This window comes from Kitasatospora sp. NPDC004240 (assembly GCF_053603215.1).
This window is the reverse complement of the sequence record NZ_JBSGFD010000194.1, coordinates 1-15,035: the sequence shown is the minus strand read 5'-3', so window position 1 is coordinate 15,035 and position 15,035 is coordinate 1. Positions and strand designations below refer to the sequence as shown.

The following is a 15,035-nucleotide window of genomic DNA, read 5'->3' as shown; positions in this document are numbered from 1 at the left end:
GGGGCGCCCCGGGGGGGGCCGGGCCCGCGCGGGCCCGGCACCGGCCGGGGTACCGATCGCCCCCGGTACGCGAAGATGGAGCGGTGACCACACCCCGTACCGCCACCCGCCTGATCGCCACCGACCTGGACGGCACGCTGCTGTGCTCCGGCGGTACCGTCACCGCGCGCACCGCCGCCGCCCTCGCCGCCGCGGACGCGGCCGGGATCCAGGTGGTGTTCGTCACCGGGCGCCCGCCGCGCTGGATGCAGCAGGTGAGCGCGCACATCGGCGGGCACGGCGTGGCGATCTGCTCGAACGGCGGCGCGGTGGTGGACGTGCGGCGCGGCGAGCTGCTGGAGAGCTTCCCGCTGGACCCGGAGGCCGCACTCGCCGTGACGGACGTGCTGCGCGCCAGGCTGCCGGGCACCACGTTCGCCTTCGAGTACCCGGGCGGCTTCGCCCGTGAACCCGGCTACGAGGTGCGGATGTGGGGCTCCGACGAGGACCACCCGATCGGCCCGGCCGAGGAGCTGCTGGCCCCGGGCGGCCCGGTGCGCGGGCTGTTCAAGGTGCTCGCCAAGCACCCCGACCTCGACCCGGACAAGCTGCTGGCCGAGGCCCGGGAGGCGGCCGGCCACCTGGCCGAGATCACCCGCTCCTCGCCGATCCCGCTGCTGGAGATCAGCGCGCCCGGCGTCACCAAGGCCAGCACGCTGGCCCGCTGGTGCGCCGGGCACGGGATCGACCGGAGCGAGGTGGTGGCCTTCGGCGACATGCCGAACGACCTGGAGATGCTGGCCTGGGCCGGCACCGCGTACGCCGTCGCCAACGCGCACCCGCAGGTGCTGGCGGCGGTGCCGCGGCACACCGCGAGCAACGAGCAGGACGGCGTCGCGGCGGTGCTGGAGTCCCTGCTGCCGTAGGGCCCGACCTCGGGCCCGCGCCTGCCGGGCGGCCCCGGGCCGTAGGGCCCGCCGGCGCGCGGGTCAACCGAAGCGCGGCTCAGAGCCGGGCCGTCCAGCGGACCAGCGCCCCCCGGCCGTACGGACCGGGCTCGTGCCAGGCGTCGCCGCCCAGCGCCTCGGCCCGCCGGGTGAGGTTGCGCAGACCGCTGCGCCGGCCGCCCGCCGGGATGCCCACCCCGTCATCGGTCACCGTCAGCAGCACGCCGGGCCGCCCGGCCCGGTCCAGCGACTGCGGATCGCCGCCGACCGGCCGCCCCTGGTCGTCCAGGTGCACGGTGGCGTCGACCTCCACGCCCACCCGGGAGGCCCGCGCGTGCCGGGCCGTGTTGGAGAGCATCTCCCTCAGCGCGGCCAGCAGTTGGCGCCCGGTCTTCTCGCCCACCAGGCTCTCCACCGGGCCCGTGAAGGTCATCGACGGCTTGAAGCCCAGCGCGGCTGCGGCCTGGCTGCCCTCCCGCAGCACCCGGGTGCGCAGGGTGTCCGGCGCGTCGCCGTGACTGTCGTGCTGGAGCGCGTAGATGGTGGTGCGGACCTCCTGGATGGTCGCGTCCAGCTCGTCCACCGCCTTGCCGATGCCCGTCTTCACCTCGGGCACCACGGCCCGGCGGGCCGCGCTCTCCAGCATCATCCCGGTCGCGAACAGCCGCTGGATGACCAGGTCGTGGAGGTCGCGGGCGATCCGGTCGCGGTCCTGGAAGACCGCCAGCCGCTGCTGGTCGCGCTGGCCCTCGGCCAGCCGCAGGGCCAGCGCCGCCTGCGAGGCGAAGGTCTCGGCGAGCTGTTTCTCCCCCGCGGTGAACGGCACCGCGCCCTTGGCCCGCCAGACGCACAGACCGCCCAGCACCCGGCCCGCCGCGACCATCGGCACGGCCATCGAGGGGCCGAAGTTCCGGGCCAGCCGGATCACCACGGTCGGGTCGGTGGACATGTCGTCCAGGTAGACGCTCTCGCCCTTCAACAGCTCGGCGGCCACGCTGTTCGGCGGCATCAGCTCGCCCCGCAGGAACTCGGCCGCCTCGCCGCAGGCGTGCGCCACCCGCATCTGGCCGTCCCCGGTCGGCAGCAGGATCATGCCGAGCGCGGCGTCCGCCAGCTCGCGCACCTGCTCGGCGGCGACGGTCAGCGCCACGTGCGCCTCGTCGGTGGACAGCAGCGCGGTGGTGACCGCGGCCGCCCCCGCGATCCAGCGCTCGCGGAGCCGCCCCTCCTCGTACAGCCGCGAGTTCTCGATCGCCACGCCCGCCGCGGCGGCCAGCGCGTGCACCACCTGCTCGTCCTCGGGGGTGAAGGCGCCGCCGCCCTTCTTCTCGGTGAGGTAGAGGTTGCCGAACACCTCGTCGCGGATCCGGATCGGCTCGCCGAGGAAGGTGCGCATCGCCGGATGGTGCGGCGGGAAGCCGGAGGAGCGCGGATCGTCGGCCAGGTCGGCCAGCCGCAGTGGCTCCGGACGGTCGATCAGCGCGCCGAGGATGCCGCGGCCCTGCGGCAGTTCGCCGATCTCGGCCGCGGTCCGGTCGTCCACCCCGACGTGGATGAAGTCCGCCAGTCCGTGGCCCCCCGGCGCGATCACCCCGAGCGCCGCGTACCGGGCGTCCACCAGCTCGGCCGCGCCGGTGGCGATCCGGTGCAGGGTGGCGTGCAGGTCCAGCCCGGCCCCGACCGACACCACGGCCTCCAGCAGCCGCTGCATCCGGTCGGTGACGGCGGCCGCCGACTGGAGCCGCTCGGAGACCTCGGTGACCAGGGTGTCCAGGCCGAGCGAGGCGATCTCCGGGACCCGGTGGGGGGCCTGCTCGGGCTGGGACGCGGGCCCGCGGTCGGGCTCGGACGCGGGTGCGGGCCCGGCATCGGCTGCGGGCCCGCGGTCGGGCCCGGGCTCGCGGTCGGGTTCGGGGGTCACCGGGATGGGGTCCATGGAGAGAGCCTAGTTTGTACGGTTTTCGGAGGGTAGGACAACGCGACCGCCCGGGTCAGGCGACCGGGACGAGCAGGTCGTCGGTCCGGCGTTCCCGCTCCCACATCGCGCGCAGACGGCCGTCCGGCCGGGCCAGCAGCTCCGACCAGCCGCCGCGTTCGACCACCCGGCCGCCGTCCAGCACCAGCACCTCGTCCACCGTCCGGTCGTCCAGCCCGGCCAGCCGATGGGTGATCAGCAGCGTGCTGCGGCCCGCCGTCGCCGCCAGCAGATCGGCGGTCAGCGCGTCCGCGGTCGGCAGGTCGAGGTGCTCCGCGGGCTCGTCCAGGATCAGCACCGGGAAGTCCGCCAGCAGCGCCCGGGCCAGCGCCAGCCGGCGCCGCTGGCCGCCCGAGAGCCGGGCGCCGTGCTCGCCGACCATGGTGTCCAGGCCCTCCGGGAGCCCCTCCGTCCACTCCAGCAGCCGGGCCCCGGCCAACGCCGCCCTCAGCTCCTCCTCGGTCGCCCCCGGACGGGCCAGCCGCAGGTTCTCCCGCAGCGAGCTGTCGAAGACGTGCGCGTCCTGGGCGCACAACCCGATCACCCGGCGGACGTCGTCGCCGGCCAGCTCCCGGCCGTCCACAGCCTGTGGACGGCCGGCGGCGAAGATCACCCCGCCCGCCGAGGGGTCCAGGAACCGCAGCAGCGTCTGGGCCAGCGTGGTCTTGCCGGAACCCGACGGGCCCACCACCGCGATCCGCCGGCCGGGGGCCAGGTCCAGGTCGACACCGCACAGCGCGTCCCGCGACCGGCCCGGGTAACGGGCGGACAGGCCCCGGACGGCGATCGGCAGCGGGTCCGCCGGCAGGGCCGCCGGGCTCTCGGGCTCGGTGACGGCCGGCTCGGCCGCCAGCACCTCCGCCAGACGCGCCCTCGCGGCCCGGCCACGACGGCGGGCCTGCACGGCCTGCGGCATCCCGGTCACCGCCTCGAAGGCCGCCAGCGGGGTGAGCACCACCACCGCCAGACAGACCGGGGCGAGGGCGCCCGAGGCCACCCCGGCCAGCCCCACCGCGGCCGCCGCGGTCACGGTCAGCCCGGTCAGCAGGGTGATCAGCCCGGTGCCCAGCGCCGCGCCCGCCGCCGAACGGGCCGCCAGCGCGGTCAGCTCACCGTCCGCGGCCCGGACGGCGGCCAGCCGCGACGGGAGGGCGCCCGCCACGGTCAGCTCGGCGGTCCCCGTCAGGGCGTCCACCACGGCCGTGGACAGCGCGCCGCGGGCCGGGGCCTGACGGCTCTCGGCCGACGCCGAGAGCCGGACCGCCAGCGCCGGGACCACCACGCCCGCCAGCAGCAGGCCCAGCCCGAGGACCACGCCTGCGGCCGGCAGGAAGGCGGCCATCGCGACGGCCGAGGCGAGCGAGACCGCCGCGGCCACGGCGGCGGGCAGGCGCCAGCGCAGGTAGTGGTCCTGGACCGCGTCCACGTCGGCGACCAGGCGCGAGAGCAGGTCACCCCGGCGGAAGGCCGGCAGGCCGGCGGGCGCCAGGTCGGTCAGCCGCTCGTACACGGCGGTGCGCAGGGTGCCCAGGGTGCGGAGCACGGCGTCGTGCGAGACCAGCCGCTCGGCGTACCGGAAGACGCTGCGGCCGATGCCGAACGCGCGGACGGCGGTGACCGCCATCATCAGGTGCAGCACGGGCGGCATCTCGGAGGCGTACGAGATGAGGTAGCCGGACGTGGCCATCAACGCGACCGCGCACGCGAGGGCGAGGGTGCCCAGCAACGTGGCCAGCGCCAGCCGGGGGGCCTCGCCCCTCGGGGCTCGCGGGTGCGGGGCTCGCGGGAGGGTGGGCGCCGGGTGCGGGGCTCGCGGGAGGGTGGGGGCGGGGGCGGCTCCCGGGGTTGCCGCTCCGGGGGCTGGATGATCGTCGGACCGCCGACCCTGTCCGCGGTGGTCCCCGCCGTTGGCGGTCTGACGATCACCCGCAACGCCCCCTTCCGCGGCCACCCCGTACGCCACCCCCTTCCGCAGCCCGTCCCTCTCGCTGGGTGGTGTCGTGGCCGCCGGAGCCTCCTCCTGCGCACCCGCGGCCCGCGCGCCCTGCGCACCCTCAACCCGCGCGGAGCGCGCCCCCGCCACGGCTACCGGAGGCAGCGGAGCCAGGTGCACATGGGCGTCCGCCGCCGCATCCCACTCCCCTGCACCCGCACCCCGCGCGGAGCGCACCCCCGCCACGGCCACCCCTGCTCCCGGCAGGTGCACGTGGGTGTCGGCGGCGGCGAGGAGGGCGGGGCGGTGGGCGATGAGGAGAACGGTGCGGGTGGGGTCGGCGGCGAGGGTGTGGACGGTGTCGACGACCGCGGCCTCGGATTCGCCGTCGAGGTTGGCGGTGGGTTCGTCGAGGAGGACGAGGGGGCGGTCGGTGGCGAGGAGGGCGCGGGCGAGGGCGAGGCGTTGGCGTTGGCCGGCGGAGAGGCCGGTGCCGTCCTCGCCGAGGGGGGTGTCGAGGCCCTGGGGGAGGGCCTGGACGAAGTCGAGGGCGTGGGCGTCGCGGAGGGCGGTCCGCAGGTCGGCGGGGGTGGCGTCGGGGCGGTAGAGGCGGAGGTTGTCGGCGACGGTGCCGGCGTGGAGGTGGGGGTGCTGGGGGACCCAGGCGATCTGGCGGCGCCAGGTGGCGGGGTCGAGGTCGGTGAGGGGGTGGCCGTGGCCGTCGGGGGTGGTGACGCGGACGGTGCCGCCGTCGGGGGCGGTGAAGCCCAGCAGGACGGAGAGCAGGGTGCTCTTGCCGGCGCCGCTGGGGCCGGTGAGGGCGAGGGTCTCGCCGGGGCGCAGGGTCAGCGAGGTCGCGGGGAGGGACGGTTCGGCGCGGCCGGGGTGGGTGACGGTGAGGCGGTCGAGGTGGAGGGTGGCGCCGGCGAGGGACGGGGCGGGGGTGGTGCCGCCGGCGGGCGGCGGGGTCTCCAGGACCTCGAAGAGCTGGTCGGCGGCGGTGAGGCCTTCGACGCTGGAGTGGTAGAGGGCGCCGACCTGGCGGATCGGGAAGTACACCTCGGGGGCGAGGATCAGGACGAGCAGCCCGGTGTGGAGGTCGAGGGTGCCGTCGACGAGCCGGAAGCCGATGGAGACGGCGACGAGGGCGACGGAGAGGGTGGCGAGGAGTTCCAGGGCGAAGGAGGAGACGAAGGCGATCCGCAGGGTGCGCAGGGTGGCGCGGCGGTGGTCGTCGGTGATCCGGGCGATGGAGCGGGCCTGGGCGCGGGCCCGGTTGAAGACCTTGAGGGTGGGCAGGCCCTGCACCACGTCGAGGAAGTGGTGGGAGAGCCGGGCCAGGGTGTCCCACTGGCGGTCCATCCGGGCCTGGGTGGCGAGTCCGATCAGCACCATGAAGAGCGGGATGAGCGGGAGCGTCCCGGCGATGACGGCGGCGGAGAGCGGGTCGGCGCCGAGGACGCGCAGCAGCACGATGACGGGGACGACGACGGCGAGGGCCAGCTGGGGGAGGTAGCGGGCGAAGTAGTCGTCGAGGGCGTCGATGCCGCGGGTGGCGAGGGTGGTGAGCTCGCCGGTGCGCCGGCCCGCGAGGTAGGCGGGGCCGAGGGCGGTGGCGTGGTCGAGCAGGCGCCGGCGCAGGGTGGACTTGACCCGGGCGACCGAGCGGTGGGCGGTGAGTTCGGTGAGCCAGCCGACCAGGCCGCGGCCGGCCGCGGTGAGGGCGAGCAGGAGCAACGGGGTGGTCAGGTCGCCGAGGGTCACCCGCTGCTGGAACCCGCGGACGACGATCTCGGCGATCAGACCCGCCTGGGCGACCACCAGGCCCGCGCCCGCCGCGCCGAGGATCACGGATCCGGCGAGGAAGGCCCGGGTGGTGCGGGCGTGGGCGAGGAGCCTGGGGTCGACGGGCTTCATGGGGTCAGGCCTGGTCGGCGGTGGCGGCCGGGGCGTGGCCGGGGATGTGCTGGACGCCTATGCGCTTGCGGAACACCCAGTAGGTCCAGGCCTGGTAGGCGAGGACGAGCGGGGTGAAGACGGCGGCGACGATCGTCATCAGCTTGAGGGTGTACGGCGAGGACGCCGCGTTGTCGACGGTCAGGCTCCAGTCCGGGTCGAGGGTGGAGGGCATCACGTCCGGGAAGAGCGCGAGGAAGAGGGTCGCGACGGCGGCCGCGACGGTCACGCCCGAGAGGATGAACGCCCAGCCCTCGCGGCCCTGCCGGGTGGCGGCGAGGGCGCCGGCCAGGGCGAGGACGGCGAGCACGGTGGTGACCAGGCTGCGGCCGTTGCCGTTGTCGGCCTGGGTCCAGAGCAGGAAGACCAGGGCCAGGACGGCGGTGACCACGCCGAGCCGCAGCGCCGTGGCGCGGGCCCGGTCGCGGATGTCGCCGACCGTCTTGAGGGCGGCGAACACCGCGCCGTGGAAGGTGAACAGGGAGAGCGTCACCAGTCCGCCGAGCAGGGCGTACGGGTTGAGGAGCTCCCAGAATCCGCCGACGTAGTTCTTGTCGGCGTCGATCCGCACGCCGCGGACGATGTTGGCGAAGGCCACGCCCCACAGGAAGGCGGGGATCAGGGAGGTCCAGAAGATGGCCTGCTCCCAGTTGCGCTGCCAGCGTTCCTCGGGGCGCTTGGCCCGGTACTCGAAGGCCACGCCGCGGACGATCAGGCAGACCAGGATGATCAGCAGCGGGACGTAGAAGCCGCTGAACAGTGTGGCGTACCAGTCGGGGAAGGCCGCGAAGGTGGCGCCGCCGGCGGTGAGCAGCCAGACCTCGTTGCCGTCCCAGACGGGGCCGATGGTGTTGATCAGCACCCGTCTCTCGGTGGTGTTCCGGGCGAGCGGCTTGGTGAGGATGCCGATGCCGAAGTCGAAGCCCTCCAGGAAGAAGTAGCCGATCCACAGGACCGCGATGAGGATGAACCAGATGTCGGGGAGATTCATGCCGAGTCCTCAGTAGGCGAAGGCGAGCGGCTTGTCGGCGTCGTCGTCGGAGGACGGGCCGCGGAGTGTGGGGTCCTTCGCGGGCGGCTGCTCGGTGGTCACCGGGCCGGCCTTGGCGTACTTGACCAGCAGCTTCACCTCGATGACGGCGAGGATCGCGTACAGGGTGGTGAAGGTGGCCAGGGCGCCGATCTGGGTGCCGACGGTGACGTTCGGGGAGACCGCGCTCGCGGTGGTCATCAGCCCGAAGACGGCCCAGGGCTGACGGCCCATCTCGGTGAAGATCCAGCCGAAGCTGTTGGCGATGAGCGGGAAGCCCATGGTGAGGATGCCGATCCGCCAGCTCCACCGGGTGAGGAAGGGGCCGAGCTCGCGCCTGGGCGTGAGCATCAGCCGGGGCACCTCGGTCTCGGTGGTGCGGTACTCCGGGGCCAGCAGGAATCTGCGGCGGGTGGTCCAGAGTCCGATCAGGCCGGCCAGGAAGGAGGTCATCCCGAAGCCGATCATGAGGCGGAAGCCCCAGTAGGTGACGAAGATGCTGGGGATGTAGTCGCTCGGCTCGCCGCCGTACCTGGCGGCCTCGGCGGCGGCGGTGTCGTTGATGCCGGGGACGGCCGAGCTGAGGTCGCTGTTGGCGAGGAAGGAGAGGATCCCGGGGATCTCCAGCTCCACCGAGTTGTGGCCCTCGCTGACGTCGCCGACCGCGAAGATCGAGAAGGGGGCGGGGGCCTGGGTGTCCCAGAGCGCCTCGGCGGCGGCCATCTTCATCGGCTGCTGGCGGAACATCACCTTGGCGAGCTCGTCCCCGCTGAGCGCGGTGCCGAGGCCGAAGACGACGGCGAGGACGAGGCCGAGCCGCAGCGAGGTCCGCATGGCGGCGGTGCGCTTGGGGTCGGCGCTCTCGGGCCGGCGCTTGGCCTTCCACAGGTGGAAGGAGGCGATGCCGACCATGAAGGCCGCGCCGGTGAGGAAGGCGGCGGTCAGGGTGTGCAGGACGACGACCACGGTGGTGTCCTGGAACAGGACCCGGGCGATGTCGGTGAGCTGGGCCTTCCCGGTGGCCGGGTCGACGGTGTAGCCGACCGGGTGCTGCATCCAGGAGTTGGCGGCCAGGATGAAGTAGGAGGAGAGCACGGTGCCCAGCGAGACCATCCACATGCAGGCGCAGTGCAGCTTCTTCGGCAGCTTGTCCCAGCCGAAGATCCACAGGCCGATGAAGGTGGACTCGAAGAAGAAGGCGATCAGCGCCTCCATCGCGAGCGGGGCTCCGAAGACGTCACCGACGAAGCGGGAGTAGTCCGACCAGTTCATGCCGAACTGGAACTCCTGCACGATGCCGGTGACCACGCCCATCGCGATGTTGATCAGGAAGAGCTTCCCCCAGAACTTCGTGGCGTGGAAGTACTTCTCCTTGCCCGTCCGCACCCACGCGGTCTCCAGCCCGGCCACGATGGCGGCGAGGCTGATGGTGAGCGGGACGAAGAGGAAGTGGTAGACGGTGGTGATGCCGAATTGCCATCGCGCGATGGTCTCGTGAGCGATTGCCAGTTCCACGTCGCCCTCTCTCCAACCGCCCTCAAAGGGGCATGTTCCGGACAAACTTCTCAGAAAACCGAAGACCGCTGCTCAACCGCGCAAGCTTGTCCACTTGTGAACGTGAACACGTTCACAAGGAGAGTATCCATCATGCTTACGGGGGAACTGCGGGCGGGGTGGGGTTGACGCCGGGATCGCCGGACGGGGGCCGTACGGGGGTCGTACGGGTACGGGTGCACGGCCGTGCGGGTACGGACGCGCACCCCGTACGCGGCACGGGCCGTACGGCCGCGGGGTCGTACGGCCGCGGGGTGCTCGCTCGCGCCGGGTGCGGTACGCACAGTCTGCGGACCGGGCACCGGCGGTCACAACGAGCGCGCGGGCAGCCCCGGCGGGCCTCTTGGACGAACCGGCGCTTGACAGTCGCGGGAGGATCGGGAGCGGCCGGCCAAAAAATCTTGAAAAGAACGACCGGGGCCGTGTCGAGGGCCGCGCGCCCGCTCCGACCGAAGGGTGACGCGCCACCCGGGTGCGGCCGAGCGAAGGGACCACCACCGTGAAGTACCTGCTGATGATCTACGGCAACCAGGAGAAGTGGGCCGCGATCCCCGCCGAGGAGTGGCCCGCCGCCATCGCGAAGCAGGACGCGTTCAACCGGAAGTACGCCGCCACCGGCGAGCTGATCGGCGCGTACGGCCTCGCCGACGCCACCGCCGCCAAGCTGGTGCGCCGCGAGAACGGCGCCGCGGCGGTCACCGACGGCCCGTACCTGGAGACCAAGGAGTACATGGCCAGCTTCTACCTGCTGGACTGCGAGAGCGAGGAACGGGCGCTGGAGATCGCGGCCGACATGCCGTTCGCCGACACCGACCCCGTCGAGCTGTGGCCGGTGCTGCACGGGAACGCGGCGGAGCAGTGACCGACCCCCACACCGCCGAGGACCTGCTGCGCGAACTGGCGCCGCAGGTCCTCGGCGCGCTGGTGCGCCGCCACCCGGGGCAGTTCGACAGCTGCGAGGACGCCGTCCAGGAGGCCCTGCTCGCCGCCGCCCGGCAGTGGCCCGCCGAGGGCACCCCGGACAACCCGCGCGGCTGGCTGGTCGCCGTCGCCACCCGGCGGCTGGTCGACCTGATCCGCAGTGAGCACGCCCGGCGCCGCCGCGAGGACTCCCTCGCCCTCGCCACCCCGCAGTCCGAACTGCTGGCCCGCCCCGCCGACGCCGACGAGCCGGCCGACCGGGACGACTCGCTCGCGCTGCTGCTCGGCTGCTGCCACCCCGCGCTCTCCGCGCCCAGCCGGATCGCCCTCACCCTGCGCGCGGTCGGCGGCCTCACCACCGCCGAGATCGCCGCGGCCTTCCTGGTGCCCGAGGCCACCATGGCCCAGCGGATCAGCCGGGCCAAGCAGACCATCCGCGCCAGCGGCGTCCCCTTCGACGCCCCCGTCACCCCCGAGGACCGGCCCGAACGGCTGCGCGCCGTCCTGCGCGTGCTGTACCTGGTCTTCAACGAGGGCTACACCCGCACCTCCGGCACCGACCTGCTCGCCACCCACCTCAGCGAGGAGGCGATCCGGCTCACCCGGTGGCTGCGCCGGCTGCTCCCGGACGACGCCGAGGTGGCCGGACTGCTCGCCCTGATGCTGCTGACCGACGCCCGCCGCCCGGCCCGGTCCCTGCCCGACGGACGGCTCGTCCCGCTCGCCGAGCAGGACCGCGGCCGCTGGGACCGCGCGAAGATCGCCGAGGGCGTGGCCCTGGTCGAGGAGGCGCTCCCCCGCGGCGCCGCCGGCCCGTACCAGCTGCAGGCCGCGATCGCCGCGCTGCACGACGAGGCCGCCTCGGTCGACGACACCGATTGGGCCCAGGTGGCCGCCCTGTACGGGGTGCTGGAACACGTCGAGCCCGGGCCGATGGTCACCCTCAACCGCGCGGTCGCCCTCGCCATGGTCCACGGACCGGCCGTCGGCCTGGAGCTGGTGGACGCGCTGGCCGCCGACAAGCGCCTCGCCCGCCACCACCGCCTGCTCGCCACCCGCGCCCACCTGCTGGAGCTCCGGGGCGAACTCCCCCGCGCCGCCGCCGACTACCGCGAGGCCGCCCGCCTCACCCACAGCCTCCCCGAACGCCACCACCTGCTGGCCCGCGCCGCCCGCCTGGACCCCCGGACCGACCGGAGGGGGGGCGGACGGCGCTGACCGCACTGACGGCTAGTGACTGCCGTACGGGCGGGTGATGAGCTCCATGCCGTGACCGGCCGGGTCGAGGAAGTAGACGCCCCGGCCGCCGTGGTGGTGGTTGATCTCGCCGGGCTGCTTGAGGTGCGGGTCGGCGTAGTAGGTGAGGCCGGCCGACGTGATCCGCTCGAAGGCGGCGTCGAACTCCTCGTCGGAGACGAGGAAGGCGTAGTGCTGCAGGACGATCGACTCCGCGGGAACCGTCGCGAAGTCGAGGGTGACGCCGTTGTCCGTGCTCACCGGGACGAACGGGCCCCAGGCCGCGCCGACCTCAAGGCCGAGGATCCCCGCCAGGAACTCGGCGGACTCCCGGTTGTCCCGGGCGTGGACGATGGTGTGATCGAAAAGAACTGCCATGTGCGGAATGCCTCCGTAAGGCACTCACGGGCTACCTCCATGCCTCACCCGGACGGTGACCGACACGCGATGCCGTACCCCCGATGCTACGCACACCCGTTCGCCCCCGTCCCGTGAATTGACGGATCGTCGCCCGGGGCACCTCAGGCCCGACGCCCCCCGGTGACCTCCGGCCCGATCACGAACCCCTTGGCCGGCCCCTCCGGCACGACCGCCTCCTCCCCGTACGCCGTCCGCACGATGACCCCGTCGAGGATCTCGGCGCGGAATCCCTCGGGGACCTCCAGTTCCTTCCACGCCTGCCACAGCACCTGGTCAAGGTCCACGCGGTCTCCTCGGCCACGAGCGCTCGGCCCCGTGCCGGAGCGCACAAGCCGTACCCGTACGGTCGCACGCGATGTGCCGCCCCGGTCCGGGTCGCGGGTGGGTTCACCCGATCGTGGGTTTCAGCGCTGGTGGGGGAGTTCGACGCGGAAGGTGGCGCCGGCGTCGGGGGCGGTGTGGAGGGTGAGGGTGCCGCCGTGGGCGTGGGTGAGGGCGGTGGCGATGGCGAGGCCGAGGCCGGCGCCGCCGCCGTCCTGGCGGCTGCGGGAGGCGTCGACGCGGTAGAAGCGGTGGAAGACCCGGGCGGCCTGGTCAGCGGTCAGGCCGGGGCCCGCGTCGGCGACCTCCAGCAGGCAGAGCCCGTCCGCCGTGCCGACGCCGATCCGGACCGGGGTGCCCGGCGGGGTGTGCTTGACCGCGTTGCCGACCAGGTTGGTGATCACCTGCCGCAGCCGGGCCTCGTCGCCGAGCACCGGGGCCGCGCCCGGGGCCCCTCCGCCGGCCGGGCCGGTGAGGGCGACCGGGCGGCTCGGGTCGAGGGCGGTCAGGTCGTGCAGGGCGTCGGCCGCGAGGGTGCGCAGGTCCATCGGGGCGAGGTCGAGCGGGCGTTCCTCGTCGAGGCGGGCGAGCACCAGCAGGTCCTCGACCAGGGCTCCCATCCGGACGGCCTCGCTCTCGATCCGGCTCATGGTGCGGGTGACGTCGGCCTCGGTCGGCAGCGCGCCCATCCGGTAGAGCTCGGCGAAGCCCCGGATGCCGGCCAGCGGGGTGCGCAGCTCGTGCGAGGCGTCGGCGACGAAGCGCCGCATCCGGGCCTCGGACTCGGCGCGGGCGGCGAAGGCGGCCTCGATCTGGGCGAGCATGCCGTTGAGCGCGATGGAGAGCCGGCCGACCTCGGTGCGCGGCGGCAGGGCCGGCATCCGGTGGGAGAGCTCACCGGAGGCGATGCGTTCGGCGCCCTCCTCGATCCGCCGCAGCGGCCGCAGCCCGGCCCGTACGGCGAAGAAGCAGAGCACCGCGATCAGCAGCAGCACCGCGCCGCCGATCGCCAGGAAGGACGCGCGCAGCCGGCTGACGGTGGCGTCGATGTCCTCGCGGGAGACGGCGACCATCAGGTACGCCGGCCCGGGCGGGGTGAACAGGCCGGGCTGCGCGCCGGCGGGACGCTGGAGCGGCAGCACCAGGACCCGCCAGGTGCCGCCGCCGCGGAGGTCGGCGAGGTCGGCGGGGGTGCCGGGCGGTCGGACGTCGGGGTCGTAGCGGGCCAGCAGGGGGGCCGGCTCGTTGTCGTTCATCGGCTGGCGGACGACCTGCTCGGCCCGGCCGTCGGTGCCGAGGTACTGGACGAGGTACTGGCTGGGCAGGGCGGCGTTGAGCTGGTTGGTCCGCCGGGGGTTGCCCACGGACTGCCGGGGGTCGGTCCACGGCTGCCGGCCGGGCGGGCGGTGCGCGAACGCCTCGCCGAAGCGGACCAGCTGCTCGTCGAGCCGCTCGACCAGCTGCATCCGGACGGTGGCGAGCACCAGGGTGTCGCTGACCGCGAGCCCGGTGGTGACCAGCGCGAGCGCGAGCACCAGCAGCCGGGCCCGCAGCGACAGCCGGGTGAGCAGCGGCGGCCGGGCGGCGCGGGCCCCGGTGGTCACTGCGGGGGGCGGCGCAGGGCGTATCCGATGCCGCGCACGGTGTGGATCAGCTTGGGGCCGTGGGCCGGGCCGGAGTCGAGCTTGCGGCGCAGGTAGGAGATGTACGACTCGACGATGGAGAGGTCGCCGCCGAAGTCGTACGCCCACACGTGGTCGAGGATCTGGGCCTTGGAGACCACCCGGCCGACGTTGGCCATCAGGTAGTGCAGCAGCTTGAACTCGGTGGGGGAGAGCGGGACGGTGGTGCCGCCGCGGGTGACCTCGTGGGCGACCGGGTCGAGGGCGAGGTCGGCGACGACCAGCCGGCCGTCCTCGACGGGGCCGCCGGAGCGCCGCAGGATGGCGCGGATCCGGGCGATCAGCTCCTCCAGCGAGAACGGCTTGGTGACGTAGTCGTCCGCGCCGACGGCCAGGCCCTGCACCTTGTCGCCGACGGCGTCCTTGGCGGTGAGGAAGAGCACCGGCAGGTGGTCGCCGGGGTGGCCCTGGCCGGGGCCGTGGGCCGGGCCGGGGATGCGGCCGCGGCTGGTCTCCTGACGCAGCCGTTCGACGACGGTGAAGCCGTCGAGGTCGGGGAGCATCACGTCGAGCACGACCAGGTCGGGCCGCTCGGCGGCGATGAGTTCGAGGGCCTCGGTGCCGGTGGCGGCGGAGGCGACCCGGAACCCGGAGAAGCGCAGGGACGCGGAGAGCAGCTCGCGGATGTTCGGCTCGTCGTCGACGACCAGGAGGAAGGCCTCGCCGGGGCCGCCGGCCACGGCTGCGCTGCCGACTGTGGTCACAGTGCCTTGCACGGGGGTGTCGCCTCCCGGTCGGACGATGGCGTTCGGTTCGAGGCTAGCCCGGGGAGGCTATGCGTCATCGATGAATGTTGGATTAACACCTTATCGGGGCGAATTTCGCCCGTCTCCCCCGGCCACGTGCGGCCCGATGGTGTGCGGACGTTCCCCGGGCCCGGGACAACGGCGTGGCGCCGTGTGAGCGCGCCGGGGCGTGCGCGCCGAGCGCCCGTGGACCGGTGGCGGGCACCCGGCGCGAGGCACCGCACGTACCGGGCGCCCCGTGCCGACGATGGCGACGTCGTTGGCCTCCAGGGGTGGGGGCGAGGGGTGCGGCGGGGTCTTCGGCATGGGGCTAGGGTACGGGGCCGTCGGCGCCC

11 protein-coding genes are annotated in these 15,035 nt (G+C 74.2%); 3 read left to right on the top strand and 8 right to left on the bottom strand.

Features of this window, described 5'->3' with window-relative positions:
• Positions 1–83 precede the first annotated feature (83 nt).
• Positions 84–905, top strand: a complete 822-nt coding sequence (locus ACWEQL_RS34555; RefSeq protein WP_452154342.1) for an HAD family hydrolase — start codon at positions 84–86, stop codon at positions 903–905.
• A 79-nt stretch (positions 906–984) separates the two neighbouring features.
• Here the strand turns inward: ACWEQL_RS34555 and ACWEQL_RS34550 are convergent, their stop codons facing one another.
• From ACWEQL_RS34550 to ACWEQL_RS34535, 4 genes are read right to left on the bottom strand one after another with little or no spacing between them, the layout of a single operon-like run.
• The gene (locus tag ACWEQL_RS34550; RefSeq protein WP_452154341.1) at positions 985–2,862 is read right to left on the bottom strand and encodes a sensor histidine kinase; all 1,878 of its coding nucleotides are present in this window, start codon (positions 2,860–2,862) and stop codon (positions 985–987) included.
• Positions 2,863–2,917: 55 nt separating this feature from the next.
• Positions 2,918–6,751 carry a thiol reductant ABC exporter subunit CydD gene (cydD, locus tag ACWEQL_RS34545; protein WP_452154340.1) on the bottom strand — a complete coding sequence of 1,278 codons (3,834 nt, stop codon included), beginning with the start codon at positions 6,749–6,751 and terminating at the stop codon, positions 2,918–2,920.
• 4 nt (positions 6,752–6,755) lie between these two features.
• Positions 6,756–7,781, bottom strand: coding sequence for a cytochrome d ubiquinol oxidase subunit II (cydB, locus tag ACWEQL_RS34540; RefSeq protein WP_452154339.1), 1,026 nt, complete (start codon positions 7,779–7,781; stop codon positions 6,756–6,758).
• 9 nt (positions 7,782–7,790) lie between these two features.
• Positions 7,791–9,335, bottom strand: coding sequence for a cytochrome ubiquinol oxidase subunit I (locus ACWEQL_RS34535; protein WP_452154338.1), 1,545 nt, complete (start codon positions 9,333–9,335; stop codon positions 7,791–7,793).
• Between the two features lie 538 nt (positions 9,336–9,873).
• Between ACWEQL_RS34535 and ACWEQL_RS34530 the strand changes: the two genes are divergently transcribed.
• Entirely contained in the window at positions 9,874–10,236 is a 363-nt protein-coding gene (locus ACWEQL_RS34530; protein WP_452154337.1) for a YciI family protein, read from the top strand.
• Positions 10,233–11,513, top strand: coding sequence for an RNA polymerase sigma factor (locus ACWEQL_RS34525; RefSeq protein WP_452154336.1), 1,281 nt, complete (start codon positions 10,233–10,235; stop codon positions 11,511–11,513). The genes ACWEQL_RS34530 and ACWEQL_RS34525 overlap by 4 nt, the downstream gene beginning before the upstream one ends.
• 12 nt (positions 11,514–11,525) lie before the next feature.
• Here the strand turns inward: ACWEQL_RS34525 and ACWEQL_RS34520 are convergent, their stop codons facing one another.
• From ACWEQL_RS34520 to ACWEQL_RS34505, 4 genes are all read right to left on the bottom strand, one after another.
• Positions 11,526–11,909: a VOC family protein gene (locus tag ACWEQL_RS34520; protein ID WP_452154335.1), complete on the bottom strand. Its 384-nt coding sequence runs from the start codon at positions 11,907–11,909 to the stop codon at positions 11,526–11,528.
• A gap of 143 nt (positions 11,910–12,052) precedes the next feature.
• Positions 12,053–12,235, bottom strand: a complete 183-nt coding sequence (locus ACWEQL_RS34515; RefSeq protein WP_452154334.1) for a hypothetical protein — start codon at positions 12,233–12,235, stop codon at positions 12,053–12,055.
• Between the two features lie 120 nt (positions 12,236–12,355).
• A complete protein-coding gene (locus ACWEQL_RS34510) occupies positions 12,356–13,876 on the bottom strand; it encodes a sensor histidine kinase (RefSeq protein ID WP_452154333.1) in 1,521 nt (506 codons plus the stop codon).
• Positions 13,873–14,634 carry a response regulator transcription factor gene (locus ACWEQL_RS34505; RefSeq protein ID WP_452154343.1) on the bottom strand — a complete coding sequence of 254 codons (762 nt, stop codon included), beginning with the start codon at positions 14,632–14,634 and terminating at the stop codon, positions 13,873–13,875. Before ACWEQL_RS34505 ends, ACWEQL_RS34510 begins: the two co-directional genes overlap by 4 nt.
• Between the last annotated feature and the right edge of the window lie 401 nt (positions 14,635–15,035).